Annotated in this window: 24 protein-coding genes; 23 read left to right on the top strand and 1 reads right to left on the bottom strand. The window is 49.0% G+C overall.

Going from position 1 to position 25,857, the window contains the following annotated elements; all coding sequences use genetic code 11:
- Positions 1 to 67 precede the first annotated feature (67 nt).
- The gene (locus MKY48_RS21475; RefSeq protein ID WP_339290825.1) at positions 68 to 928 is read right to left on the bottom strand and encodes an AraC family transcriptional regulator; all 861 of its coding nucleotides are present in this window, start codon (positions 926 to 928) and stop codon (positions 68 to 70) included.
- Between the two features lie 194 nt (positions 929 to 1,122).
- On the opposite strand from MKY48_RS21475, the gene uxaC reads away from it, so the two are divergent.
- From uxaC to miaB, 23 genes are all read left to right on the top strand, one after another.
- On the top strand, positions 1,123 to 2,547 hold the full coding sequence (uxaC, locus tag MKY48_RS21470) for a glucuronate isomerase (RefSeq protein WP_339290823.1): 1,425 nt from the start codon (positions 1,123 to 1,125) through the stop codon (positions 2,545 to 2,547).
- Positions 2,548 to 2,555: 8 nt separating this feature from the next.
- Entirely contained in the window at positions 2,556 to 4,067 is a 1,512-nt protein-coding gene (locus tag MKY48_RS21465) for a tagaturonate reductase (protein WP_339290821.1), read from the top strand.
- On the top strand, positions 4,064 to 5,578 hold the full coding sequence (locus MKY48_RS21460) for an altronate dehydratase family protein (RefSeq protein ID WP_339290819.1): 1,515 nt from the start codon (positions 4,064 to 4,066) through the stop codon (positions 5,576 to 5,578). The genes MKY48_RS21465 and MKY48_RS21460 overlap by 4 nt, the downstream gene beginning before the upstream one ends.
- Before the next feature lie 45 nt (positions 5,579 to 5,623).
- Positions 5,624 to 6,736, top strand: a complete 1,113-nt coding sequence (locus MKY48_RS21455) for a glycoside hydrolase family 88 protein (protein ID WP_339290817.1) — start codon at positions 5,624 to 5,626, stop codon at positions 6,734 to 6,736.
- 192 nt (positions 6,737 to 6,928) lie between these two features.
- The gene (gene sleB, locus MKY48_RS21450) at positions 6,929 to 7,741 is read left to right on the top strand and encodes a spore cortex-lytic enzyme (protein ID WP_339290815.1); all 813 of its coding nucleotides are present in this window, start codon (positions 6,929 to 6,931) and stop codon (positions 7,739 to 7,741) included.
- A 125-nt stretch (positions 7,742 to 7,866) separates the two neighbouring features.
- A complete protein-coding gene (locus tag MKY48_RS21445) occupies positions 7,867 to 9,147 on the top strand; it encodes a pitrilysin family protein (RefSeq protein WP_339290814.1) in 1,281 nt (426 codons plus the stop codon).
- A gap of 3 nt (positions 9,148 to 9,150) precedes the next feature.
- The gene (locus MKY48_RS21440; RefSeq protein ID WP_339290813.1) at positions 9,151 to 10,431 is read left to right on the top strand and encodes a pitrilysin family protein; all 1,281 of its coding nucleotides are present in this window, start codon (positions 9,151 to 9,153) and stop codon (positions 10,429 to 10,431) included.
- Positions 10,431 to 11,201, top strand: coding sequence for a 3-oxoacyl-ACP reductase FabG (fabG, locus tag MKY48_RS21435; protein ID WP_339293541.1), 771 nt, complete (start codon positions 10,431 to 10,433; stop codon positions 11,199 to 11,201). The genes MKY48_RS21440 and fabG overlap by 1 nt, the downstream gene beginning before the upstream one ends.
- Positions 11,202 to 11,309: 108 nt before the next feature.
- Entirely contained in the window at positions 11,310 to 11,564 is a 255-nt protein-coding gene (locus tag MKY48_RS21430; RefSeq protein WP_076324934.1) for a DUF3243 domain-containing protein, read from the top strand.
- Between the two features lie 204 nt (positions 11,565 to 11,768).
- Positions 11,769 to 12,536 carry a DUF3388 domain-containing protein gene (locus MKY48_RS21425; protein WP_076324933.1) on the top strand — a complete coding sequence of 256 codons (768 nt, stop codon included), beginning with the start codon at positions 11,769 to 11,771 and terminating at the stop codon, positions 12,534 to 12,536.
- A 47-nt stretch (positions 12,537 to 12,583) separates the two neighbouring features.
- Positions 12,584 to 13,576: a helix-turn-helix domain-containing protein gene (locus MKY48_RS21420; protein ID WP_076324932.1), complete on the top strand. Its 993-nt coding sequence runs from the start codon at positions 12,584 to 12,586 to the stop codon at positions 13,574 to 13,576.
- Between the two features lie 76 nt (positions 13,577 to 13,652).
- Positions 13,653 to 13,826: a DUF4175 domain-containing protein gene (locus MKY48_RS21415; protein WP_146746999.1), complete on the top strand. Its 174-nt coding sequence runs from the start codon at positions 13,653 to 13,655 to the stop codon at positions 13,824 to 13,826.
- Positions 13,827 to 13,973: 147 nt separating this feature from the next.
- Complete coding sequence (locus tag MKY48_RS21410) at positions 13,974 to 14,465, top strand: YajQ family cyclic di-GMP-binding protein (RefSeq protein WP_076324931.1); 492 nt, start codon at positions 13,974 to 13,976, stop codon at positions 14,463 to 14,465.
- Positions 14,466 to 14,723: 258 nt separating this feature from the next.
- A complete protein-coding gene (pgsA, locus tag MKY48_RS21405) occupies positions 14,724 to 15,311 on the top strand; it encodes a CDP-diacylglycerol--glycerol-3-phosphate 3-phosphatidyltransferase (RefSeq protein WP_076324930.1) in 588 nt (195 codons plus the stop codon).
- A gap of 109 nt (positions 15,312 to 15,420) precedes the next feature.
- Positions 15,421 to 16,683, top strand: coding sequence for a competence/damage-inducible protein A (locus tag MKY48_RS21400; RefSeq protein WP_339290812.1), 1,263 nt, complete (start codon positions 15,421 to 15,423; stop codon positions 16,681 to 16,683).
- 289 nt (positions 16,684 to 16,972) lie between these two features.
- Complete coding sequence (recA, locus tag MKY48_RS21395) at positions 16,973 to 18,034, top strand: recombinase RecA (protein ID WP_076324928.1); 1,062 nt, start codon at positions 16,973 to 16,975, stop codon at positions 18,032 to 18,034.
- Positions 18,035 to 18,173: 139 nt separating this feature from the next.
- Positions 18,174 to 18,911 carry a RecX family transcriptional regulator gene (locus MKY48_RS21390; protein ID WP_339290810.1) on the top strand — a complete coding sequence of 246 codons (738 nt, stop codon included), beginning with the start codon at positions 18,174 to 18,176 and terminating at the stop codon, positions 18,909 to 18,911.
- A gap of 359 nt (positions 18,912 to 19,270) precedes the next feature.
- A complete protein-coding gene (gene rny, locus MKY48_RS21385) occupies positions 19,271 to 20,812 on the top strand; it encodes a ribonuclease Y (protein ID WP_096774480.1) in 1,542 nt (513 codons plus the stop codon).
- A gap of 136 nt (positions 20,813 to 20,948) precedes the next feature.
- The gene (locus MKY48_RS21380; RefSeq protein WP_179090707.1) at positions 20,949 to 21,743 is read left to right on the top strand and encodes a TIGR00282 family metallophosphoesterase; all 795 of its coding nucleotides are present in this window, start codon (positions 20,949 to 20,951) and stop codon (positions 21,741 to 21,743) included.
- A 129-nt stretch (positions 21,744 to 21,872) separates the two neighbouring features.
- Positions 21,873 to 22,133, top strand: a complete 261-nt coding sequence (locus MKY48_RS21375) for a stage V sporulation protein S (RefSeq protein ID WP_006211249.1) — start codon at positions 21,873 to 21,875, stop codon at positions 22,131 to 22,133.
- Between the two features lie 91 nt (positions 22,134 to 22,224).
- Positions 22,225 to 23,181 carry a dipeptidase gene (locus tag MKY48_RS21370; RefSeq protein WP_339266158.1) on the top strand — a complete coding sequence of 319 codons (957 nt, stop codon included), beginning with the start codon at positions 22,225 to 22,227 and terminating at the stop codon, positions 23,179 to 23,181.
- Between the two features lie 178 nt (positions 23,182 to 23,359).
- Positions 23,360 to 23,932 carry a phosphate propanoyltransferase gene (locus MKY48_RS21365; RefSeq protein WP_076324923.1) on the top strand — a complete coding sequence of 191 codons (573 nt, stop codon included), beginning with the start codon at positions 23,360 to 23,362 and terminating at the stop codon, positions 23,930 to 23,932.
- 306 nt (positions 23,933 to 24,238) lie between these two features.
- Positions 24,239 to 25,798 (top strand): tRNA (N6-isopentenyl adenosine(37)-C2)-methylthiotransferase MiaB, encoded by a 1,560-nt coding sequence (gene miaB, locus MKY48_RS21360; protein WP_339290808.1) that lies wholly within the window; start codon positions 24,239 to 24,241, stop codon positions 25,796 to 25,798.
- Positions 25,799 to 25,857: the final 59 nt, after the last annotated feature.

The following is a 25,857-nucleotide window of genomic DNA, read 5'->3' as shown; positions in this document are numbered from 1 at the left end:
CCTTAACTTCAGAAAAAGGAAGCGAACAACCCAGAATTTTGGGTTGTTCGCTTCCTTTTTTGTTGGTTTACGGGATGCTGTGCCTTTTGCGGTATTTGCTTGCCGTCATTTTCATAAGTTTTTTAAAGGTTCGGTCAAAATGCGTCAGGCTTTCAAAGCCGATCGATTCGGCGATGTCCACGATTTTCAGGTCCGTATCCGTCAGAAGGCGCTGTGCCTCGCGAATGCGGGTGAGGTTCAGATAGTTAATGATCGTAAAGCCCGTAATTTCTTTGAATATCCGGGACAGGTAGAACGGGCTGATGTAGAAGGTTTCAGATAATTGCTGCAGCGTGATTTTGTCTGCGTAATGGGCGTGAATAAACTTAACGACGTCCGTGATTTTCTGATGGAGCGGGTTCATGGAGGTGTGAGCAGGCAGCGAGGCGGAATGGGTTAACCGAGAGGTTTTAATTAATAACTCGGTAAGCAGTACCTGCAGCATGTATTCGTACGAAGCAGAGCCTTCTCTGATCTCATCGGCCATTTTATTCAAAATTTGCATGATGATTGCTTGCTCTGGAACGGTTAAACGCAGCAGCGGCGTATCCTGATTAAACATGCTCAGCAATCCGGATGCCAGCAAGGGGTGGCCTTTCCCCAGAAAAGAATCGCTAAAATTTATGACGATACGTTCATGCTCAGGATCGCCTTGACCCGAGGTTTTATGAACGTCGAATTTATTGATGAGAATGAGGTCTCCCGCCCGAATGGTGTACAATTTTTCTTTGATAAAATAATTGCGCTCGCCTGAAACCAGATAGTAGACTTCATAGGTTCCATGATAATGGTTATTTCGTTCAAAGGGCTTTGTGCGATGAATGCGATGGTAGTAAAATTCCCCTTCTTCTTCTCCGTAGGTTACGGTATGGGTATCGCTGGATATCATAATCGCCCCCGCTTCGTTTCAATTCCTTCATGATCAGGTCTATTCCAGTTCTTCAGTTATATTGTAGCAACTTCTATTGACCAAAACAAAGCAAGATATGTTGAATAATCCTTCAATTTCGCAATAAACGTGAAGAAATCCAACTGATGATGCCGTAACATAGTAGATAATCTACAGAAATGGGCGGTGTTATGATGAGATCTTTTATGGATGAACATTTTTTGCTCAACAACGAGACTGCGCGTACCTTATACCACGATTATGCAAAAGACATGCCAATCATCGACTACCACTGTCATCTGAGTCCGAAAATGATCTATGACAATCACCGGTTTGAGAACGTGACCGAAGCGTGGATTAACGGCGATCACTATAAATGGAGGGCAATGCGAGCCGCTGGAGTGGAAGAGGCATACGTCACGGGCGGCCCGGGAGTGAGCGATTATGACCGCTTCTTGGCTTGGACGCGCACCGTTCCGATGACGATCGGCAATCCGTTATTCCATTGGTCTCATCTGGAGCTGCAAAGACTGTTTGGCATTAGGGATATCATTCATGAACAGAATGCTCCGCAGATATGGGAAGCGGCAAACAAGCGACTGCAGGAACATGATTTGACAACCCGGGGATTGATCGTTTCAAGCCGTGTGAAAGTCGTCTGTACGACAGATGATCCGACGGATAACCTGGATTATCATATCAAGTTGGCGGAGGAAGGTGATACCGGATTTCAGATGCTCCCCTCATTCCGTCCGGATAAGGGACTGGAGATTAACCGGGAGACGTTCCTGCCCTGGGTAAAATTGTTGGCGGACCGAAGCCGGATGGAGATTACGGATTATTCGGTATTTCTGAAGGCACTTGAGCAGCGGGCTGAGTTTTTCCATTCGGTTGGCGGCCGGGTATCCGATCATGCGCTGGATTATGTGCCCTATCAAGAGGTTACGGAGAAGCAAGCGGCTGACATATTCCTGAAAGCGCTTAAAGGGGAACGGGTTTCCCGTCAGGAGGAGGAACAATTCAAAACGTATACGCTGCTTTATCTCGGCCAAATCTACGCAAAACTCGGCTGGGTCATGCAATTTCATATGAATGCCCAGCGCAACAATAACACCCGGATGTTCCGAGAATTGGGCCCGGATACCGGTTATGATTCGATTCACGATAGTCCAATCGCGGTACCGCTCGTGAAGTTGATGGATCGGCTTGATCAAGAGCGGGCACTTCCGAGAACGATTCTCTATTCACTTAACCCAAGCGATAACGATATTCTCGCAGCACTGATCGGCAGTTTTCAAGGCGACGGCATTCCGGGTAAAATTCAGTTCGGATCCGCGTGGTGGTTCAACGATACCAAGGACGGTATGGTCGACCAGATGAGCAAACTCGGCAATATGGGGCTGTTAAGCCGATTTGTCGGCATGCTGACCGACTCCAGAAGTTTCTTATCCTATACCCGGCATGAGTATTTCCGGCGGATTCTGTGCAATCTCTTCGGAGATTGGGTTACACGGGGAGAAGCGCCGGAAGATATTCCATGGCTCGGGGGAATTGTACAGGATATTTGTTACAACAACGCAGAGAGTTACTTCCGATTTGGCGGGATGGAAGGGAGATAGATCAGATCATGGATGCAAAGACAGACCGTGGGCGAGCGCTGAAGTTGATAGGACGGGATTTTTTACAATTACAACAGCAGAACCACTTGGAAATGTTGAATTACCCTGTTAAGGTGCTTCAAATAGGCGAGGGCAATTTTCTAAGGGGATTCTTCGATTGGATGATCTATGAATGCAACCGGCAGGGGTTATTTCAAGGGAGCGTTGCCGTCAGTCAGCCAAGACCAAGGGGACGACGCAAGCTGGAGCAGCTTCGAGAGCAGGAAGGGATTTACGGTTTGCTGACCCGAGGTATCCAGGATGGACGGAAGATAGAAGAAGAACGGTGGATCCCGGTGTTCTCAAAGATCATAGATCCTTATGCGGAATGGGAGAATTTCTTAAGGATCGCCGAGCTGGATTCCCTGGAGATCGTAGTCTCCAATACAACGGAAGCTGGTCTCGATTATCAGCTCAGTGACTGGAATCCGTCGGAACCACCGATGTCATTCCCCGCAAAGCTGACTATGCTCTTATATCGGCGTTATGAGTGTTATGAAGGCTCGCCGGACAAGGGCCTGTTGATCCTCCCGTGCGAGCTGCTGGAACGAAACGGGGACGTCTTGCGCTCGGTTGTGCTGCGGCATGCAGAGGATTGGGGCCTTTCGCCGGCTTTTCAGAGCTGGGTCGAGGAGTGCAACCTGTTTTTGAACTCACTTGTGGACCGGATCGTAACCGGTTATCCGGAAGAGGCTGAGCGATATTTTGACCAATGGGGTTATGAAGACCGATTGTTGAACACGGCGGAGCCCTATTATTTCTGGGCTATTGAGGGCGACTCGTCATTGGAGTCCAGGCTGCCCCTGCAGTCAGCGGGTCTCCAGGCAAGATGGGTACCCGATCTGACCCCGTATCAAGTGAGAAAGGTAAGAATATTGAATGGAACGCATACGCTGATGGCTTCCATCGGTTTGCTTCATGGTTTCACTGAAGTGAAAGAGATCGCAGAAAGCACGGAATGGGGAAAAGACATTCGCGACGCAATGCTGCAAGAGATCGTCCCCTTGGTGCCTCTCCCGTTGGAAGAGGTTACGGCATATGCCATATCTGTATGGGAGCGATTCCGCAATCCCTTTCTTCGGCACAAGCTCCAGGATATTGCCATGAACAGCATCTCCAAGTTCAAGGTGAGGCTTTTGCCAAGCTTAAAGGAATATGTCAGTTCGCACAACACGCTCCCAAGCCTCATGACTCGGGGATTGGCCTCCTTGATCCGTCTGTATCATGCCAAATCGGTCGAGGGGCAGTGGTACGGAACGTGTCTTGATGGTAAACAGATGCTGTTAAGAGATGATCCGGACAGCCTGATGACATTTTACCAAGCGTGGCAAAAGGTAGAAGACGGGGAATGGAGTATACGTCAGCTTGTGGCATCCATTCTTGGCAATCAGGCTTTATGGGGCGAGGATTTGAACCGGATATCCCATCTTCATGAAGTTGTAAGCAGCTATATCGAAGAAATGGAGCTGATCGAGACATGAGCGACATCGTCATACTTCACAACAAGGATGATGTAGGCATCGCGCTTCGTCCTTTGTCAGCAGGAGAACATGCCATCGGGTTTCTGAACGGGAAGGAGCATGCGATCGAGGTAACCGAGAGCGTGCCAAAAGGTCACAAGGTGGCTCTTCGATTGATAGAGCCGGGCAGCCATGTTTTAAAATTCGGTTATTCGATCGGACTGGCGAAGGAAGTCATTTTGCCGGGACGATGGATCCATACTCACAATTTGAAAACCGGACTATCCGGTGAAGTGGAGTACCAGTATAATCCTAGTGCAAAAGCAGTGCCTCAAGATTCACCAACTGTTATGGAATCCTCGATGTTCCAAGGGTATATCAGATCAAGCGGTGAGGTTGGGATCCGCAACGAAATTTGGATCATCAATACCGTCGGCTGCATTAACAAAACCTGCGAGCTGTTAGCGCGTATGGCTGGCCAGCAGTTTCAAGGGAGAGGCATTGATGGAGTTTATCACTTCCCGCATCCCTACGGCTGCTCGCAGCTTGGAGATGATCTAAGCCATACCCAGCGTCTGCTCTCGTCCCTGGCCCAGCATGGCAATGCGGCAGGCGTGCTTATTATCGGGCTCGGCTGCGAGAATAATCAGATCGATCAAATGCAGGCCATGATTGGCGAGCAGGACGGGAAACGGATCAAGTATATGCGTGCTCAGGATATGGAGGATGAATTGGAGGAGGGCATGTCCCTCATATCCGAGCTTGTGGAATATGCCGAGACTTTCAAACGAACGGATGTTCCTCTCTCCAAACTGAAGGTCGGACTGAAATGTGGGGGTTCGGACGGTCTGTCGGGCATTACAGCCAATCCGCTGGCGGGCCGCATTGCAGATACCATCACCGCTCACGGTGGCACAGCTCTGCTGACGGAGGTGCCGGAGATGTTCGGAGCCGAAACGATCCTGATGGACCGGGCAGCCGACGAACAGGTGTTTAAGGATATTACGGTGCTGATTAACAATTTTAAGCAATATTTCGTATCGCACGGACAGGAAATCTATGAAAATCCTTCTCCAGGGAATAAAGACGGTGGCATCACAACCCTGGAGGAGAAATCACTGGGGTGTACTCAAAAAGGGGGAAATGCCACGGTGTCCGATGTACTCCGTTACGGCGTGAGATCAACGAAGCCGGGGTTAAACCTGATCGAAGCGCCAGGCAATGATCTCGTATCGGTTACGGCCTTGGCTGCAGCGGGCGCCCATCTCGTCCTGTTCACAACGGGCAGGGGGACGCCGTTTGGCGGCCCGGTCCCCACCGTCAAAATCGCGACTAATTCCGAACTGGCCGCTCGTAAAAAGCATTGGATTGATTTTAATGCAGGTGCTTTGCTGGAAGGCAAAAGCATGGAGGATCTCCATGAGGAACTCATGAATCGTATGGTCCAATTAGCCTCGGGTGTTGAACAGACGAGAAATGAACGCAATGGCTTCCGGGAAATATCCATTTTTAAGGATGGCGTCATTTTATAGCGTGAGTTGTTGGAACGATGGTTAGAAAAAAGAGGAGGAGCACATATGTCCAATCCTATTCAGCAGCAAGGACCGTTAACCTTATCACCCCTACAACTTGGCACCAAGGCTTGTCAATCGATCATGGGAACGTATTCGCCGGAGCAGCTGCCGCCTGCAGGGCGGTGGCATTACCACCAGGGCGTATTTCTGGTTGGCATGTCACAATTGTGGAAAATTAGCGGTGAGTCAAAGTTTTTGGATTACGTAAAGGGTTATGTCGATCATCTGGTGGACTCCAACGGGAATCTGCTGCTGGAGCGGGGGGAGCTGGATTCCGTTCAAGCGGGCCAACTCCTGATGGAGCTGGATGCTGTATGTCCCGAACATCGGTACAGGGCTGCCGCAGATAAACTGCTCCGTCTGTTATCTACGCTGAATCGGACCACGGATGGAGGATACTGGCATAAGGATCGCTATCCTTACCAGATGTGGCTGGACGGCTTGTATATGGGTGGCGTGTTCACAATGAAATATGCGCAGCAGTATAACGAGCCGCATTTATTTGACGAGGTGCTGTTCCAGGAGAGGCTGATGCGTTCCCATACCAAGGATCAGGCAACCGGGTTATTTTATCATGCTTGGGACGAGAGCAGAACGATGCCTTGGGCAGATCCGGTTAGCGGACAATCCCCGGAATTTTGGGGACGCGCGTTAGGCTGGTACGCGCTGTCGATCGTGGAATTCCTTGATTTACTGCCTGAGGATCATCCGGCGAGGGAAGAACTGGCTGTCGTGCTCCGCGAATTAAGTGAGGCGCTGGTGCGTTATCAGGATCCACTGACCGGGCTGTGGTATCAGGTTATAGATAAAGGGGGCCGGGAGGACAATTGGCTGGAAACCTCATGCTCCAGTCTCTTCATATATACCTTAGCCAAAGGAATCCGTCTCGGTTACCTGGATTCTTCCCTGATCTCGCACGCAAGACACGGATATACTGGCCTGGCCCAATCCGTATATATGAATGATCAGGGGCATCTGGTTATGCCTAAAATCTGCATCGGCACAGGTGTCGGCGATTATAAGCACTATGTGGAAAGGCAGCAATGCGAGAATGATCTTCATGGGGTCGGAGCGTTGGTCATGGCGTGTGTAGAACTTGGCAGAACATCTGAATAAATCGGTGCAGGATCGTTAACTCTACTCCGAACGACAAGGAGCTGTTCCTTAGAGGAACAGCTCTCTTTGTGTTTCAATGATGTGCCGTCTTCGTTCGCTCCTCTCGCCGAACAGGTGCATAGGAAACTGGCAGGCTTGTCATAATAACGGTAGCGAGGCTTGTTAAACCACAAGAGAAAGGTAGAGCGCAGCATGAAAAACTCAAGAATCTGGATTCTGATCAGCATTGCGATCCTGTTATCTGCCGTTGTCTTCGCTCAGGGAGGCCTTAAAGCAGATCATTCAAATCTTCAGGAAGCTTTGCCAACCTTTAGCCAGCAGACCATCAAATTTGGTTCTACCGGCGAAGATGTGTATGAGCTGCAAGGCCGTCTGAAATACCTGGGCTTTTATCATGGCAAAATCGATAGCGTATTCGGTTCCAAAACCCAAGGATCCGTTAAATGGTTCCAATCGGAGTTTGGCATGAAGGTTGACGGTATCGTAGGTCCGAAGGTCAAGCTTAAACTGTATAATGCAACCAAGGATTTCCGTCCGACCGCTCCGAAGCTTCATGAAGGTGGGGGCGGAGCAGCGGCCGGTGCGGGCGGCGGTGCCTCCAACAAGGAAGGCGGCAATAACAACTTAGCCTCTTCGAATACCATGGGACTTTCAGACAACGATTTAAGGATCATGGCGAATGCCGTTTATGGTGAAGCGCGCGGAGAACCGTTCGAAGGCCAGGTTGCCGTAGCGGCGGTTATTCTCAATCGAGTGAAATCTCCAAGCTTCCCTAACTCGCCGCATGGGGTTATATTTGAGCCGAGAGCCTTTACCGCTGTAGCTGACGGTCAAATATGGCTTGAGCCGAACGAGCAGGCGCGGAAAGCCGTAGAGCAGGCGCTAAATGGCTGGGATCCGACAGGGGGCTGTCTGTATTACTTTAATCCGAAAACAGCGACCTCGCCATGGATATGGACCCGCCCTCAAGTCAAAACCATCGGTCAACATATCTTCTGTATGTAAGCCGCAAACAACAGCAACCGGGGCCTGTCTTCGGTTGCTTCTTCACTTTGCAATGGGTTAGAATGAAAGTTATCTATGAAGTAAATTATGGCAACGACAATCCATGATGTAAGGGGATATGGACCTTGACGAAAACGGAATTTGAACACGGTATGGCCGGAGGAATACGAATTCACGTGTTGCCGACCAACCGATTCAAGACATTTGCGATATCGCTTTACGCCGGAAGTCCATTAGCAGAAGAAACCGTGACCTCGACCGCGCTTACACCTTTTGTGCTGCGCAGAGGAACCGTTTCATACCCGGAAACAAGAGCATTCCGAGAGCAGTTGGAGCAGTTATATGGCGCCGGATTTGGATTTGACGTGTATAAGCGTGGCGATTATCAGATCGTGCACTTTCGCATGGATACGATCAATGACTCTTTTGTTAAGAGTCCGGAGAGCCTGCTGCGCTCTTCATTTGCTTTTTTGGGTGAAGCTTTCACCCAGCCTGTGTTAGAGAATGGCGCATTCCGCAAATCTTATGTACAGACCGAGCGTGACACGGTCCGCAAGAAGCTGGAGTCCATCGTCAATGATAAGATTCGTTACGCCGCGGAACGCTGCATTGAGGTCATGTGCAAGAACGAACCGTATCGATTGCATCCGTTAGGAGAACGGAAGGATCTTGATGGTATCACGCCGGAAGGCTTGTATGAGTCCTATCAGAATTGGCTTAATGAATCTGTTCTTGATCTGTATGTAGTTGGCGATACGAATTTGGATGAGGTGAAGAAGCTCGTAGAGGAGCATTTTAAACTGAACCGAACCGGAAGTAAGGATTATGTCCCTTCCACCACACGAACGGTCGCGAGCGAGACGCAGACGGTTGTGGAGAAGCTGGACATTAATCAAGGCAAGCTCAACATGGGCCTGAGAAGCACGATTACTTACGGCGATGATGAGTATGCCGCTGCGCTCATGTATAACGGGATTTTGGGAAGTTACCCGCATTCAAAGCTATTCGTTAACGTGAGGGAGAAGGAAAGTCTGGCGTATTACGCGTCGTCCCGATATGACGGTCATAAAGGGATTGCTACCATTCAGTCCGGCATCGAAGTTCAAAATTTCGAGAAGGCCGTCCAAATTATTCGCCAACAGCTTGATGACATGGCTAAGGGTGCCATTACGGATATCGAAATGACCCAAACGAAAGCGATGATTCGCAACGTAATTAAGGAAATGCAGGATTCGGCCTTTGAGATGATTGCCTATGACTTCAATCGAACGCTGTCAGGCCGGGAACGTACGCCGGATGAGCTGCTGCAGCAGGTGGAAGGCATTACAGTGGATGATGTGAAGCAGGCGGCTGCGGCATTTTCGCTGGATACGATCTATTTCCTGAAAGGTCAAAAGGAGGAATAGCCGGTGGAGAGCATTCATTATGACAACCTGCAGGAAACGCTGTATTACGAAGTGATGGATAACGGGCTGCACGTGTACGTGCTGCCTAAACCCGGCTTCCAGAAAACTTATGCGACCTTCGCAACCAAATACGGTTCGGTGGATAACCATTTCAAGGTCGAAGGCGAGTCCGAAACTCGCGTTCCTGATGGCATTGCGCATTTTCTCGAGCACAAAATGTTTGAGGAGCCGGAAGGCGACATTTTTGCCAAGTTTGCCTCGAACGGTGCCTCGGCGAATGCATTTACAAGCTTTGACCAGACCGTGTATCTCTTCTCTGCCACGGAGAACATCCATGAAAATTTGGAGACACTGATCAATTTCGTGCAGAACCCTTATTTTACCGATCAGAACGTGGAGAAGGAAAAAGGGATTATCGGACAGGAAATCAACATGTACCAGGACAATCCGGATTGGCGCGTATACTTCGGTCTGATCGAAGCGATGTATAAGGTGCATCCGGTGCATATTGATATTGCCGGTACGGTTGAATCCATCGGGACGATTACAAAGGAAGATCTGTATACGTGCTACAATGCGTTTTATCACCCGAGCAACATGCTGCTGTTCGTGGTGGGTGGCGTAGATCCTGTAGAAACGATGAACCTGATCCGTTCGAATCAAGCCGCGAAATCGTATGAGAAGCAAGGCTCCATTGAGCGTTTATTCGACCCGGAGCCGCAGGGAGTTGAAGAGAAGCGGAGAGAGAGCCGCCTGGCTGTATCACTTCCGAAATGCCTGTTCGGCTTCAAGGAGAAGCAGGTCGGTTTAACGGCCGAGGAGCAGCTGCGACGCGATTTGACAACGAAGCTGATGATGGATCTCCTGTTCGGATCCAGTACGGAATTGTATCAGCAGTTATATGACGAAGATTTGATTTCCGACAGCTTCGGCCATGAGTATAACAGTTCACCCCAGTATGCGTTCTCTGCGGTTGGCGGAGATACAAAGGATCCGGATCACCTGCTGGAGCGCATCCGCACAGAGGTGGATAAGCTAAAGGCAACCGGATTTCAGGTCTCCGACTTTGAACGTGCCCGCAAAAAGAAAATGGGCGGATACTTGCGTATGCTCAATTCCCCGGAAAACATTGCTCATGAATTCACTCGCTATCAATTCCGCGGGGTGGATTTCTTCAAGGTTCTTTCGGTTTATGAATCCATTACCATTGATGATGTAAACCGCCGCCTGCAGGAGCATGTCGATTGGGATCAATTGGCCGTATCAATCGTTGTGAGTCCGTAATGAAGCAAGACATGGGAAGAGAACTGAAACCGATCGGGGAAATGACGGTGCTGATCACCGGTGCGAGCAGAGGCATTGGTGCGGCTGTTGCCGAGCGCTTTGCCTCGGTACGCATGAATGTGGTTATTCACTATATGAATTCGCATGAAGCGGCCAATGAAGTTGCCCGTCGCTGTATGGGCTATGGAGCTAAGGTATTAACCGTATCTGCGGACCTTCGCGACAAAGAGCAGATATTGCGCATGAAAGAGAAGCTACAGAGTCATGATATGGAGCCCGATATCCTGGTAAACAACGCCGGGGTATCCCATTATGGGCTTCTGTCTGACGTGACGGAAGAAGAGTGGGACACTTTGATGTCCATTAACCTGAGAGGGATGTTTCTGTGTTCCCAGGCGTTTATGGGGCGTATGATCTCTCAGCGTTTTGGCAGGATTATCAATGTGTCCTCGATCTGGGGTTTATCGGGTGCCTCCTGCGAGGTATTGTATTCAACAAGCAAGGGCGGCGTTAACTCCTTTACGAAGGCCCTTGCGAAGGAGCTTGCCCCATCAGGCGTGACGGTGAACGCCGTTGCACCCGGCGCGGTGGATACGTCCATGCTGGGGCATCTGGAATCGGATGAAATCCGCATGCTGGAGGATGAGATTCCGGTCGGCAGATTGGCACAGCCGGATGAGATTTCATCACTGGTGTATTTTCTGGCGCTGCCCGAGTCGGGATACATTACCGGGCAAGTGATCAGCCCGAATGGCGGCTGGGTGACCTGATCGTCGTTCGTGGTGCAATTCACCACTCATAAGGTATTGGTTACGGGGACATATTACTATTGTTACTTTAAATCTGAATTGCCACCACGCAAAAGGAGGATTTAACTCATGTCATCCGTAATCAAAAACTTTGATTCTTGGAAGAAATTCCTGGGCGATCGTGTCGTTCAAGCCGAGAAAGCGGGTATGAGTGAAGACACCATTTCTCAGCTGGCTTATGAGATTGGTGATTTCCTTGATGAGAAGGTTGATCCGCAAAACTCATCCAACCGGGCACTGAAAGAATTGTGGGATGTAGGTAACGAGGAAGAACGCCACGTTATCGCGCGTCTGATGGTGAAACTGGCCAAGAACAACGCATAACCCTCTTGCAAAGAGCCCCCCGCCAACGGGGGCTTTTTGTCAAGAAAAAAGAATGTAATTTTCATGTCATCGTTAATACTTGCCTTTCATTTTTATTTTATATATCATTAACGTGACCCATTTTTCATTTGACCTGTTTTTGCGTGCGATTTTCGCTGAAATTTGTCGAATATTGATGGAAAAGAAGTGCAAAGAGGTGTCTTTGTGGAATCGAATCAATGGTACATGGAATACAAGATACATAAGAACCGACCTGGTTTGCTCGGTGACATTGCATCCGTGTTAGGTATGCTCGAGGTCAACATCCTGACAATTAACGGCGTTGAAGGCCAAACTCGCGGAATGCTGCTGGAAACGGATGATGAAGAAAAAATTATCCTGATGGGCAAAATGTTAAACAAAATGAAAAATATTACGGTAACAGCCTTGAGACCCCCAAAACTGGTGGATATTTTGGCTGTCCGACATGGACGATATATTGACCGGGACTCGGATGATCGTAAAACGTTTCGTTTTACGCGTGATGAGCTCGGTTTACTTGTTGATTTTTTGGGTGAATTGTTCAAAAGGGAAGGTAATCAGGTCATCGGTCTTCGCGGAATGCCTCGCGTCGGCAAAACCGAGTCCATTATCGCTGGCAGTGTCTGCGCGATGAAGCGCTGGACGTTTGTCTCCTCTACGCTGCTCCGCCAAACCATTCGCAGTCAACTCTCTGAGGACGAGATGAACTCGAACAACGTTTTCATCATTGACGGGATTGTCAGCACGATCCGATCGAATGAGCGCCACTATCAACTCCTGCAGGATATTATGGGGATGGGGAGCACGAAGGTGATCGAGCATCCGGATATTTTTGTTCGCGAATCCGAATATTCCTATGATGATTTCGACATTATAATCGAATTGCGAAACAATCCGGAAGAGGAAATCGTTTATGATACGTTCACGGGCTCTTATAGTGACGATTTATAATATTTTTTTGACTTTGACCACGAAATTCTAAAGTAGGAGGTGATGGCATGTCCGAACTGGGACAGCAATTGAGGGAGGCGCGTCTACAAAAAGGGATGAGCCTTGATGATGTGCAGGAAATGACAAAAATACGCAAGCGATACTTGGAAGCCATCGAGGCAGGGGATTACAAAGTACTTCCCGGCAGTTTTTACGTGCGGGCATTCATCAAAACCTATGCGGAAGCGGTGGGGATTGACCCGGACGAACTGCTTGAAGGCCATAAACAGGATGTGCCTAAATCCGAACCGGAAGCGACCATGGAGCCGGTTATTCAAAAGCGTGCCACCAGACCTTCAGCCGAACGGAACATGAAGTGGCTGCCTACTCTGCTGATGTGGACATTCCCGATTCTGATCGTTGTCGTCATTTATTTGGTGGCAATCAATTCGAATGAGCCTAAGGATGAACCTCAGGTAAGCAATAATGACCAGACGCAGACGGATCAAGCGCAAAAGCCGGAAGATTCTGGCAATACGGATCCCGCCACGCCAGGTGACGGAGCGCAGGGCGGCGATAACGCCACGGACGGTACAGGTAACGAAGGCACAGACGGTGAAGGAACAGACGCAACGGATGGAACAGATGGCACGGACATCGATGAACCAGGGAATACAACGCCTGGAGCAACTACGGTGACGCAGGACCGGACGGAAGGCAAGAACACCGTATTTAAGGTATCAGGCTCGTCTGTGAAGGTTGAAATTGTGGCAACAAGTGAAGGAAAGAGCTGGGTAGAAGTGTATCGTGGTTACAATACCTCCGGGGAGAAGCTGGCTTTCCAAATGCTTGAGAATGGTGCTGCGCTCAGCTTTGACCTGGATAGCCAGGGACTCTACGTGAAATCGGGGAATTCCGCTGCAACCACCATTACGGTTGGCGGCCAGCCCGTAACAGATGGGAAATCAACGTCGCGTATCTTGCTGGAGCCGGCAGATGGTTCCACAGGGACTACGGATACCAGTACTACTGACTCTACAGGCACTACGGATGTAGAATAATTGTCTCACCTCCAGGCCATCATAACAGCATGCAGCTGCATGCTGTTATTTCGCTTTATGGAAGAGGTGTTGCTCTGTGACGGTCAACTGGATTATATTCGGATTAGGCGTCATCGTCAGCCTCTTGGGCTATTATTTGATTCCAAGCGACTGGGGATATGGCATATTAGGCTTTGGACTGGCACATATTTTGCTTGGTATATTGAGCATGTTCCGCCGTCCGGTGCATGATGAGAAAGCTAGCAGTTGAAGGAGCAGACTTCGTTTTCGCCGGGTGTTGGCGATAAGCGGAGTCTTTTTCGTTCCAGGTCACCCGCTGATCCTTAATGGGATTAGACTTGTCTCTATGTTTTACCTATAATAGAAGCATTATCGTTAATGAAAGGAAGGATTCACCATGGCTTCAGAAAATTCATTTGATATCGTATCCAAAATGGATATGCAGGAACTTAGTAATGCGGTTAATCAGGCGGAGCGGGAGATTGAGAACCGTTTTGACTTCAAGGGCAGCAAGAGCAGCTTGAAGCTGGACAAGGACGCACTGGTCATTGCATCCGATGATGAGTATAAACTCAACGCCGTTATTGATATTTTGCAAACCAAGATGGTGAAACGGGGCTTGTCGCTGAAAAATGTGGAGTACAGCAAGATCGAGCCGGCTTCCATGGGTACCGTTCGCCAGCGTTTGACCTTAAAGCAAGGAATCGATCAGGAAAATTCGAAAAAGATCAATATATTGATCCGTGATTCCAAGCTGAAGGTCAAGAGTCAGATTCAAGGTGACCAAATTCGGGTAACCGGAAAAAACAAGGACGATCTTCAACAGATCATGCAGCTGCTTCGCAAAGCGGATCTTTCTCTGGACCTGCAGTTCACCAATTTCAAATAAACGCCGTCACAGGCTCACGTAGGATTGGATGGACAGGTTGTTTCTTTTGACAGGGCGTCAACGGAAATATTATACTAAAAAACGATATATAAGGATTAACGTATACATAGATCACTGGGGGATGAATATGACAGACAGCGCTTCACGCTTCAAACCCTTTAGGCTCTTGGGAAGAGCGACCCTATTGAAGTACAGATGGTTAACAGTCGCGGGGTCTGCGAAAATTTCAAGACAACCCGTTGCAAGGGAGGTTGCCCCATGAATTTACCCAATCGTATCACGTTGGCCCGCATTTGCTTGATCCCTGTCATGATGATTTTTCTGCTGGTGGATTTCGATTTTTATCCGGCTCCTATTGTATGGAATGATTTTGTCCTGCCCTATAACCAATTGATTGCGGCTTTGATATTCATACTTGCTGCAAGCACGGATGGGATTGACGGGTATTTGGCCCGGAAAAACAATATGGTGACAAACCTGGGTAAACTTATGGATCCGCTCGCGGACAAACTGCTGGTGGCAGCTATCCTCATATCGCTTGTGGAGATGGGGAAATGTGAATCATGGATTGCTGTTGTCATTATCAGCAGAGAATTCGCGGTTACTGGCTTGAGACAAATTGCGCTCCTGGAAGGTTCCGTCGTTGCAGCAGGTCAATCAGGAAAAATCAAGACGGTGATTCAGATTGTGGCAATTGTCGCGCTTCTGATCAATAATTTCCCGTTTGTATTCTTGGGAATTCCGTTTGATGTCATTGCAATCTGGGCTGCCGCGATAATTACGATCTATTCGGGAATCGAATATTTTGTCCAGAACAGGCATCTTCTTAAAGGTACCGGGGCATAACGGCAATAGGAGCTATCCTATTGCTTTTTTCTTCCGCAGGGTAATAAATTTGTGACGGCGAGTGGCGAGTATTGTGAAGAGATAGAAGATACAGGAGGATCGACGAATCATGAAAGCAGAAATCATTGCAGTTGGAACCGAACTTCTCCTTGGACAGATTGTGAATACCAATGCACAGTATTTGTCCAGACAGCTTGCCTCAATGGGAATCGATGTGTACTATCAAACCGTTGTTGGGGATAACATGGAGAGGCTCAAGGAGACCTTGCGGCTGTCCAGCAGCAGAGCCGATATCGTGCTTCTGTCCGGCGGCCTGGGCCCCACACAGGATGACCTGACAAAGGATGCGCTCGCATCCTTTCTGAATCGTTCATTGCATATTGATCGGATGGCTATGGACCGGATCGAACGTTTCTTCCAAGAACGGGGATCCGTAATGACCGAGAACAATCGGCGCCAGGCCCTGGCTATCGAGGGAGGGACTCCGCTTCCGAACGAAACAGGCCTCGCCGTCGGGAACGCGGTATCGTATGAAGGCACTCATTATATTGTGTTGCCGGGACCGCCGAAAGAACTGATGCCGATGTTTGAACAGGAGGCCAAGCCTTGGCTTCTGCAGCATGTGCTTACGGGAGAGCTTCCCATCTATTCGAAGATGCTCAAATTCGCAGGCATCGGGGAGTCCGCGCTTGATAAGCGCCTGGAAGACCTGATTACGGCCCAGACCGATCCGACGATTGCATTGTATGCCAAGGAAGGGGAGGTCACCGTCCGAATCTCCACGAAGGCCTCCAGCGAGGCTGAGGCGATGGTCCGGTTGAATGAACTGGAAGCCCGGATCCAAGAGAGAGGCCCTGAGTTTATGTATGCTAACGAGGATGTGCCCATTGAGAAGGTTATCGTGGATATGATGGCAGATCATAGCTGGACGCTGAGCGCCGCGGAGAGCTGCACGGGAGGCCTTGTAGCAGAGACGCTGACCTCCATCCCCGGCAGCGCATCGATGTTCCTTGGCGGGATCGTCTGTTACACTAACCAGATCAAGGAGAAGCTTGTGCATATCCCGCATGCGCTGCTCGAGGGGGATGATGCGCCGGGAGCCGTCAGTGCGGAGGTTGCCGAAGCGCTTGCAGATCATGTTCGAATGGTAACCGACAGCGACTTTGGTTTATCGGTAACGGGCGTAGCAGGTCCAGGGTACGCTGAACGCAAGCCTATAGGTCTTGTTTACATCGGATTGTCTCAACGGGGAAAAGCAACAGAAGTGCATGAGCTGCACCTCCAGGGTAACCGTGAGACGATCCGGCTCCGTGCGACAAAGGCGCTGCTCTGCCGGCTTTGGCAGCGTCTTGTTGCCTCCAAACAAGATTAATTTTGCAAAAATAGAGATATCCGCTTTTCAAAAAAAGTAAATAATTTACACCTTGCTTGGTACCTCTTCTTGAATTAACGAACAGTTCCAAGTATAATGGGAAATACGGAAGAACCGTGGCATATCGAATGATGTTGCCACGGTTCTTGTTCTTTATACATAGGGGATGGAGCATATACCGGAAGGGGCGTTGAATAAAAAAAAACGAATGTATGTTCGAAAAAAAGCTTGGCAAACGTGTCAAAACAAGGTATGATATGACTATCAACAGTGAAGGGTTGTGGAACAATTGTCAGATCGTCGTGCTGCGCTGGAAATGGCGCTTCGTCAGATAGAGAAACAGTTCGGAAAAGGTTCCATCATGAAACTGGGTGAATCCACCCACATGCAAGTTGAGATTGTGCCGAGCGGATCGTTGGCATTGGATATAGCTTTAGGAACCGGCGGCTTGCCTAGAGGCCGGATTATTGAAGTGTATGGACCGGAATCCTCCGGTAAAACAACAGTAGCCCTCCATGCTATTGCGGAAGTTCAGAGGGCTGGTGGACAGGCTGCATTTATCGATGCCGAGCATGCTCTGGATCCATCGTATGCAAGTAAACTGGGCGTTAATATTGATGAATTGCTGCTCTCCCAACCGGACACGGGTGAGCAGGCGTTGGAAATTGCGGAAGCTCTGGTACGCAGTGGTGCAGTGGATGTCATCGTTATTGACTCGGTTGCTGCGCTTGTTCCAAAAGCTGAAATTGAAGGCGACATGGGGGACTCCCACGTGGGTCTGCAAGCTCGTCTGATGTCCCAGGCTCTTCGTAAATTGTCGGGTGCTATTAATAAATCGAAAACGATTGCCATCTTTATCAACCAGCTTCGTGAGAAGGTTGGTGTTATGTTTGGTAACCCTGAGACGACTCCAGGCGGACGTGCTCTGAAGTTCTACTCGACGGTTCGTTTGGATGTGCGTCGAATTGAGAGCATCAAGATGGGGAACGATGTGGTGGGTAACCGCACACGGATTAAGGTTGTTAAGAACAAGGTAGCGCCACCTTTCAAACAGGCTGAGCTTGATATTATGTACGGTGAAGGCATCTCTAGAGAGGGAAGCCTAATCGATATCGGAACGGACCTCGATATCGTGGATAAGAGTGGTGCATGGTATTCTTATGCAGGTGACCGTCTTGGCCAAGGACGTGAGAATGCGAAGCAATTCTTGAAGGAGAATCCGGAGATTGCTAGTGTTATCGAGAACAAAATCCGTGAAGCGAGCAATCTGACTACGGCTGTTCCTGAGCCTTCCGAGAAGGATAAGGAACAAGAGGAAATAGAAGAGCAAGAGTTGTTTAAAGTAGAATAGTAAATTGCTGGTTAATGATTAAGTGTTGAGGACTGTCCGGTGTTTGTAACGCCAGACGGTCTTCTTTGCATTTATCCAGAATTGAGAATCAGTCTTGGTTATTTTACTCAGGATGGCGCGGTAGTGAGAGGAGCGACATATGGAAGAAGAGAATAAAGAAATGTCGGAGCAGGCAGAATCATCAGGTATTGAGCATTTTCCGGCTCACGAGGATTTGGTTGTAACTTCAGTCGAAATGCTGAAGAAGCCCAAACATCGATACCGAATCGCGTTTGGTCCATACCTCATGACCGTTCATGAAGATGTAATGCTGAAATACCGGATGTTCAAGGGAAATGTTTTTCGTAAGGAAGAGTTGGAAGATATTATCGTGGCCGACGAGCGACAGCGGGCTTACGTAGAGGCGTTGAATCATCTGGCTAGGAAGCCAAGAACAGCCAAGGAGATCACCCAGCGACTGCAGCAAAAAGGTTTCGAGCCGAGCAGCGTGGAGACGACGCTGGAGCGCCTGGAGAAGGACAAGCTGATTGATGACGCGTTATACGCCAAGATGTGGACAGAGCAGCGAATGACCAGCCATAAGAAGGGACGGCTGTGGGTCAAGCAGGAACTGAGACAGAAGGGAATCGGCACGGAGCTGATCTCCGAGGCATTGGGCGAGATCAGTGCAGATGCCGAATTGGAGAGCGCGCTCGCCGTGGGACGGAAAAAATGGCAGCAAACCCATGGGGAGATGCTGGATCGCAAACGTAAAACGGGAGCATATTTAATGCGTAGGGGCTTCGGCGGGGACCAGGTGCGTCAGGTACTCAAACGTCTGGTCGATGAGGATCAGCAACAGGGCGAGTGGGACGACGGGCTGGAAGATTTCGAATAAAGGGCAAATTGGGCACTTTTTCGTGAAAGAAATGGTTTCGTTGGATGAAACTGACGTTTACCCATTGCTTTCCCTTGACAATATCTTTTTATAAATACTAAAATAAATATGAATCTTTTTATCATAAATTAGAATCCTTTTTCCTTCCAAAAAAGTGACTACTTTGTGAAAGATTCTTAAATCGCCAATTCATAGTGAAATGTATTCCGCTGGTTAAGGCGGAATTTGCGTACGTGATACGGCGTTCGCAGTATGGACGGCAGCTTCCACTGCCGGAAAATTTTATGTATGAATGAGTAACCTGACAATTGCACATTTCCCAAGGAATGCCTTGGAGGAACCAACGAGGAGGTGATCAGATGCATCCAATTTGGTGGATCATAATCGTTCTCGTTGTAGCCGCTATATTCTTTGGGTTCGGTTATTTTATTCGCAAATCCCTTGCAGAAGCTAAAATTTCCAGTGCCGAGCATGCCGCTTTGCAGATCGTAGAAAGTGCGAAGAAGGAAGCAGAAGCATTGAAGAAAGAAACGGTTCTTGAAGCTAAAGACGAAGTTCATAAAATCAGAGCCGAAGCTGAAAAAGACACTCGTGAGCGCCGGAATGAAATTCAACGGCAGGAGCGCAGATTGTTGCAAAAGGAAGAGTCGCTGGATAAAAAAATAGAATCTTTGGAACGTAAAGAAGAACAAGTGGCGAACAAAGAGAAACGAATAGAAGAGACCCAGCAGCAAATCGATGCCATTTACAAGAAACAAACGACAGAACTGGAGCGCATCTCCAACCTCACGATGGAGGATGCCCGCAGCATCATTCTCAGTAATGTTGAGCAGGAAGTTCGTCATGAAACCGCTCAGATGATTAAAGAAATCGAGCAGCAGGCGAAGGAAGAGGCAGATAAGAAATCACGCGAGATCATCACGCTGGCTATTCAACGCTGTGCGGCTGATCACGTAGCTGAGACCACGGTATCTGTAGTCACCTTGCCGAATGAAGAAATGAAGGGCCGGATTATCGGACGTGAAGGCCGAAACATTCGTGCGCTTGAGACCCTTACAGGGATTGACCTTATTATCGATGATACTCCGGAAGCTGTTATTCTCTCCGGTTTTGATCCGATTCGCCGTGAAATTGCCCGTACAGCTTTGGAAAAGCTCGTGGCAGACGGACGGATTCATCCGGCTCGTATCGAAGAAATGGTGGAGAAATCCCGCAAGGAAGTGGACGAACGCATTCGCGAGTACGGAGAACAAGCCACTTTCGAGGTTGGCGTTCACGGTTTGCATCCAGATTTGATCAAAATTCTGGGTCGACTGAAATTCCGTACAAGCTATGGACAAAATGTGTTGAAACACTCCATGGAAGTGGCCTATTTGACTGGCCTGATGGCCGGCGAATTGGGCGAAGACATCGTGCTTGCGAAACGGGCAGGACTGTTGCATGACATCGGTAAAGCGCTGGATCATGAAGTGGAAGGATCGCACGTTGAAATCGGCGTGGAGCTGGCGAAGAAGTATAAGGAACATCCGGTGGTTATCAACAGCATTGCCTCTCATCACGGTGATTGTGAAGCAACTTCGGTTATTGCCATGCTGGTTGGCGCAGCTGACGCATTGTCTGCTGCCAGACCGGGAGCACGCAGAGAGACGCTTGAGACGTATATCCGTCGTCTTGAGAAGCTCGAAGAAATTTCCGAATCCTTTGAAGGCGTTGAGAAATCCTATGCCATTCAAGCAGGACGTGAAGTTCGTGTCATGGTACAGCCTGAGAAAATCGACGATGCCGAAGCATTCCGCTTGGCACGCGACATTACCAAAACGATTGAGAATGAACTGGATTATCCGGGTCATATCAAAGTCACCGTTATCCGGGAAACCCGAGCGGTGGATTACGCAAAATAGAGTTTGGACCTTAAAAAGTGGCCGCAATCCGGCCACTTTTTATCTTTGAAATTTCCGAAAATACAGTTCGGACATTTATGAATCGGGAACGGTCTTGCCGGGAATCAGGACAAGCATCCCTGAAGGAGTGATTGACATCAACGTATTATTCATCGGAGACATTGTCGGCAGTACAGGTCGTAAAGCTTTGAAGGCTTCCCTTCCGGAGCTGAAGTCCAAATATAATCCGCACATCATTATTGCCAATGGGGAGAATGCAGCTTCAGGACGCGGCATTACCTCGGCCATAGCCAATGAATTTTTTAATTGGGGCATTCATGGCATCACCTTGGGAAACCACACGTGGGATAACAAGGATATTTTTGAGTTTATCGATGATGAGCCTCGCATGATTCGTCCGGCAAACTTTCCGCCCGGCACACCGGGCCGCGGATACACGATCATCAAAGCGAACGGCAAACAGCTAGCGATTGTGAATTTACAGGGACGAACATTCCTGCCAGCGATCGATTGCCCGTTTCGTGCAGCCGATGACATTGTGGATGAACTTCTCCAGAAGACGAAGTGCATTCTGGTGGACTTCCATGCAGAGGCAACCTCGGAGAAGATTGCCATGGGATGGCATCTGGAAGGCCGCGCCTCGATGGTGGTTGGAACGCACACCCACGTGCAAAGCAATGACGACACCATACTGCCTGGAGGAACAGCTTATATTACGGATACCGGCATGGTCGGCTCCAAGGAAGGCATCCTCGGCATGCAGCGCGATGCGGTAATGTATAAGTTCAAGACCCAGCTTCCTGCTCGTTTCCAGGTCGACGAAGGCAAATGGCAGTTCCATGCCGTATGCGTGGATATGGATGAGGAAACGGGAAGAGCCCGGAAGATACAGAAAATCCGCATGTACGAAGACGAATGGCGGATGGATTAAAAAAGGCGGAATCCGTTTAATTAAATTAGGAACGGATGGTAAAAAGCAGGAATTTTTTCCCCTCTCACGAATAACATCTAGTAAGCGGAAGCAAACCATCACTCAACATTCCCAGGGGAGGTACTTACCATGGAAGTATTAAAAGTTTCAGCAAAATCCAATCCTAATTCAGTTGCAGGGGCGCTCGCTGGAGTTCTTAGGGAGCGAGGCGGGGCGGAACTGCAAGCGATTGGGGCGGGAGCACTGAACCAGGCCATTAAAGCGGTAGCGATTGCCCGGGGATTTGTAGCACCGAGCGGGGTGGATTTGATTTGTATCCCTGCTTTTACGGATATTGTGATTGATGGCGAAGACCGGACGGCAATTAAATTGATCGTAGAACCTAGATAAATTTCGAATGTTGAGGTATTAGCCTGTTTACTCTCCTTGGTGTAAACAGGCTTTTTGCTGTGATAAGTTTAGAAGGGAGATGAATGGCGCGATGCGGACGGTTGATTTTCACTGTGATGTTTTGAGCAAAATGTGGGAAGATTCCCAAGCCTCCTTTGTGGATGACCCGCATTTGGATGTAACGCTGCAGCGCATGGAGGAGGGCGATCTGGCCCTTCAGGTGTTCGCTGTTTTTTTATCGGAGAAATGGGGGAGACCTTCCTTTGAACGGGTGCTGGGACAAATAGATACTTACCGCAGACGCATTGTTAAACCGGGTCATCTGAAGCCACTGCTCTGGCGAGAACAAGTCCAGGAGTTCGGACAACGGAAGAATGGACGATACGGCGTTCTGTCGCTGGAAGGCGTTGACGGGCTGGAGGGGAATCTGTATTACGTCCAGCTCTTGTATGAGATGGGCGTTCGTTTTATGGGGATTACCTGGAATTATGCGAACTGGGCTGCAGATGGAGCATTGGAGCAGCGAAATGGGGGATTCACAGAACGGGGGCGTCAACTGGTAGAGCTATGCAATTCGACAGGTATTATTCTGGATGTGTCCCATCTGTCCCAAGCTGGCTTCTGGGAGCTCGCGGAGCTGACCAAGCGACCCATTATCGCCTCGCATTCCAATGCGTACTCCGTCTGCCAGCATCCCCGGAATTTGAATGATGAACAGATAAGGGCATTAATCGCGCTAAACGGGATGATCGGAATCACGTTTGTGCCCTGGTTTATCCGCAGCGGTGTAGAGCGTGTCAAGCCGGAGGACGTATTGCCGCACATCGAGAAAATTTGTGAGATGGGCGGAGAGAAGCACATCATGTTTGGTTCGGATTTCGACGGGATTGATCAATGGGTAGCCGGACTTGAGCATCCGGGCCAGTATTCGGATTTTCAGGAGCTGCTGCTTAAACATTATCCTGAATCGATGGTCAAGGGCTGGATGTCGGAGTATGCCCTCCGTTTTCTTGAGCAGAATTTACCTTCATTGTCAACTCAAGCATAGTAACCTTTCGCATAACGACCATGATTCGAGGATAACTTTGACAATCCTGTTGCAGATTGCTCATGAAACGGAAGAAGGCGGCCTGAATCACCCGGGTTGCCTTTTTATTTTTGGGTAATAGAGAGTATAATAGGTGATGGCATGTACAGCATATAGAGAAAAACAAGGAGTGAGACAGATGAGTAAAACTGTACCTGTGGGTGTATCCGCCCGCCATATTCATTTAACCCAAGAGCATATTGAGGCATTGTTCGGCCCTGGATATCAGCTTACAGAGTTCAAACCATTGTCCCAACCAGGACAATTCGCAGCCAACGAAACGGTAGCGGTCATTGGAACGAAGGGACAATTCGATAAAGTAAGAATTTTGGGACCTGCACGTCCTGCAACCCAGCTGGAAATTTCCCGCACGGATTCCTTCGCCATCGGTGTGAAAGCACCCGTACGCGAATCCGGAAACATCGCCGGTACCCCGGGTATCACGATTAAAGGCCCGGCAGGTGAAGTAACGGTGGACGAAGGTGTTATCGTAGCTGCTCGTCACATTCACTTCCATACGTCCGTTGCGGATCAATGGGGGATTAAAGACAAGGATCTGCTGAAGGTACGCTTAGGCGGCGAACGCGGTCTTGTACTGGAGAATGTCATTGCCCGCGTATCCGATAATTTTGCGCTCGACATGCACATCGATACCGATGAAGCTAACGCTGCTGGCGCCAAAACCGGAGACACTGCTGAAATTATTGATTAATCCATAGCTTCAGTAAACCTTTATGAACATACTGTATGTGTCACGCATGTGCTGCTGTTAAGCGATCACAGCTGGAAGAGCCTGAGTCGATTCACTTCGATTTCAGGCTCTTTTTTGAAATTTCCCAAGGGTTTAATGTTTCTGGAAGCCAATTTGAAGGAAAAAGTTCATCTGTTAAGGTTTAGCCTCAATAACGCCAGGGTGGTAGCTTAGGCAATAAGATCATGATATAATTTAAAACAGTGCCTATTTAAGATATTTTGTCATGTAAACCAAAGATTTTGCGGATCTAAGGAGTGACCAAGCATGTCCAAAGAAAGTAAGGACTACTCCAAGTATTTTGATTTTTCAGGAGCCAAAGTTCTCTCGGAAGATGAACACGGGAAGAGAATTCGCATCAATGGCCGGGAAATCAACATCCTTTCGGAGCCTAATCATAGACAGGAAAAACAGCGCGGCAAGCAGAGTGTCGAAGTATTGTATGATACCGAGCTGCCGGAAGAGTTCCGAAGCATCGGAGCTGGCAAGCATTATATTGTGTATACGTTCGGATGTCAGATGAATGAGCATGATTCCGAGACGATTAAGGGATTGCTGGAGCAGATGGGCTACCAGGCAACCGAGGATCGGAAGCAGGCGGACATCATTTTGCTCAATACATGTGCCATTCGTGAAAATGCGGAGGACAAAGTGTTTGGCGAACTCGGCCACCTGAAGCATTTGAAGATCGAAAAGCCGGATATGCTGCTTGGGGTTTGCGGCTGTATGTCGCAGGAAGAATCGGTTGTTAATCGAATTCTCCAGAAGCATGGCTTCGTGGACTTGATCTTTGGTACGCACAACGTACATCGTCTGCCTCACCTTATTCAGGAAGCGCTCTTCAGCAAGGAAATGGTGGTTGAAGTGTGGTCCAAGGAGGGCGACATTGTTGAGAATCTTCCGAAGAAGAGAGAAGGTCTCCGCGGCTGGGTCAACATTATGTACGGCTGTGATAAATTCTGTACATATTGTATCGTTCCATACACCCGCGGCAAGGAACGCAGCCGGCGTCCGGAGGATGTCATTGCTGAGGTTCGTGAATTGGCCCGGCAAGGGTATAAGGAAATTACGCTGCTCGGTCAGAACGTGAACGCCTACGGCAAGGATTTTGAAGATATCGAGTACCGTTTCGGCGATCTGATGGATGATATTCACAAGATCGATATCCCACGTATTCGCTTCACGACATCCCATCCAAGGGATTTCGACGATCATCTGATCGAAGTGCTGGCGAAGGGTGGCAACCTGGTCGAGCATATTCATCTGCCGGTACAGTCGGGCAGCTCCGAAGTGCTCAAAAAAATGAGCCGCAAATATACACGCGAGATGTATTTGGAACTGGCCCATAAAATTAAGAAGGCAATTCCCAATGTAGCGTTTACCACCGACATTATTGTCGGGTTCCCTGGTGAGACCGATGAGCAGTTTGAGGAGACGCTGTCTCTTGTGCGAGAAGTAGGTTATGATGCTGCTTATACGTTCATCTATTCTCCTCGCCAAGGAACACCGGCTGCAGTGATGGAGGATAATGTACCGATGGAGGTCAAGAGCGAGCGGCTTCAACGTTTGAATGCAGCCATTAGTGAGTACAGCCGCCAGAGCAATGATAGGCTGCTTGGCGCTACGGTGGAGGTCCTTGTAGAAGGTGTCAGCAAGAACAATGATTCCATGCTGTCGGGACGCACACGCACGAATAAGCTGGTTCATTTCGAAGGCTCAGCGAATCTCATAGGCAGCTTCGTGAATGTACGAATTACGGATACGAAGACCTGGTATATCAAAGGGGATATGATCCCGAACACGATTCCTGCCTCGGATGCGGTATAATAGAGAAGCACAGCATTCAAATGCAGCATTGGGCTGCGAGCAGAATGCGGCTGGTGCTG

The organism is Paenibacillus sp. FSL W8-0187 (assembly GCF_037969755.1).
Classification (GTDB): Bacteria; Bacillota; Bacilli; order Paenibacillales; family Paenibacillaceae; genus Paenibacillus_AQ.
This window is presented reverse-complemented; position numbering and strand designations above follow the sequence as displayed.

Coding starts and splice junctions, on each gene's coding strand:
- MKY48_RS21365 (WP_076324923.1), top strand. CDS start 23,360: ATGAGTAAAACTGTACCTGTGGGTGTATCCGCCCGCCATATTCATTTA.
- MKY48_RS21460 (WP_339290819.1), top strand. CDS start 4,064: ATGAGCGACATCGTCATACTTCACAACAAGGATGATGTAGGCATCGCG.
- MKY48_RS21465 (WP_339290821.1), top strand. CDS start 2,556: ATGGATGCAAAGACAGACCGTGGGCGAGCGCTGAAGTTGATAGGACGG.
- MKY48_RS21430 (WP_076324934.1), top strand. CDS start 11,310: ATGTCATCCGTAATCAAAAACTTTGATTCTTGGAAGAAATTCCTGGGC.
- uxaC (WP_339290823.1), top strand. CDS start 1,123: ATGAGATCTTTTATGGATGAACATTTTTTGCTCAACAACGAGACTGCG.
- MKY48_RS21370 (WP_339266158.1), top strand. CDS start 22,225: ATGCGGACGGTTGATTTTCACTGTGATGTTTTGAGCAAAATGTGGGAA.
- sleB (WP_339290815.1), top strand. CDS start 6,929: ATGAAAAACTCAAGAATCTGGATTCTGATCAGCATTGCGATCCTGTTA.
- MKY48_RS21420 (WP_076324932.1), top strand. CDS start 12,584: ATGTCCGAACTGGGACAGCAATTGAGGGAGGCGCGTCTACAAAAAGGG.
- miaB (WP_339290808.1), top strand. CDS start 24,239: ATGTCCAAAGAAAGTAAGGACTACTCCAAGTATTTTGATTTTTCAGGA.
- rny (WP_096774480.1), top strand. CDS start 19,271: ATGCATCCAATTTGGTGGATCATAATCGTTCTCGTTGTAGCCGCTATA.
- MKY48_RS21390 (WP_339290810.1), top strand. CDS start 18,174: ATGGAAGAAGAGAATAAAGAAATGTCGGAGCAGGCAGAATCATCAGGT.
- pgsA (WP_076324930.1), top strand. CDS start 14,724: ATGAATTTACCCAATCGTATCACGTTGGCCCGCATTTGCTTGATCCCT.
- fabG (WP_339293541.1), top strand. CDS start 10,431: ATGAAGCAAGACATGGGAAGAGAACTGAAACCGATCGGGGAAATGACG.
- MKY48_RS21375 (WP_006211249.1), top strand. CDS start 21,873: ATGGAAGTATTAAAAGTTTCAGCAAAATCCAATCCTAATTCAGTTGCA.
- MKY48_RS21475 (WP_339290825.1), bottom strand. CDS start 928: ATGATATCCAGCGATACCCATACCGTAACCTACGGAGAAGAAGAAGGG.
- MKY48_RS21400 (WP_339290812.1), top strand. CDS start 15,421: ATGAAAGCAGAAATCATTGCAGTTGGAACCGAACTTCTCCTTGGACAG.
- MKY48_RS21455 (WP_339290817.1), top strand. CDS start 5,624: ATGTCCAATCCTATTCAGCAGCAAGGACCGTTAACCTTATCACCCCTA.
- MKY48_RS21410 (WP_076324931.1), top strand. CDS start 13,974: ATGGCTTCAGAAAATTCATTTGATATCGTATCCAAAATGGATATGCAG.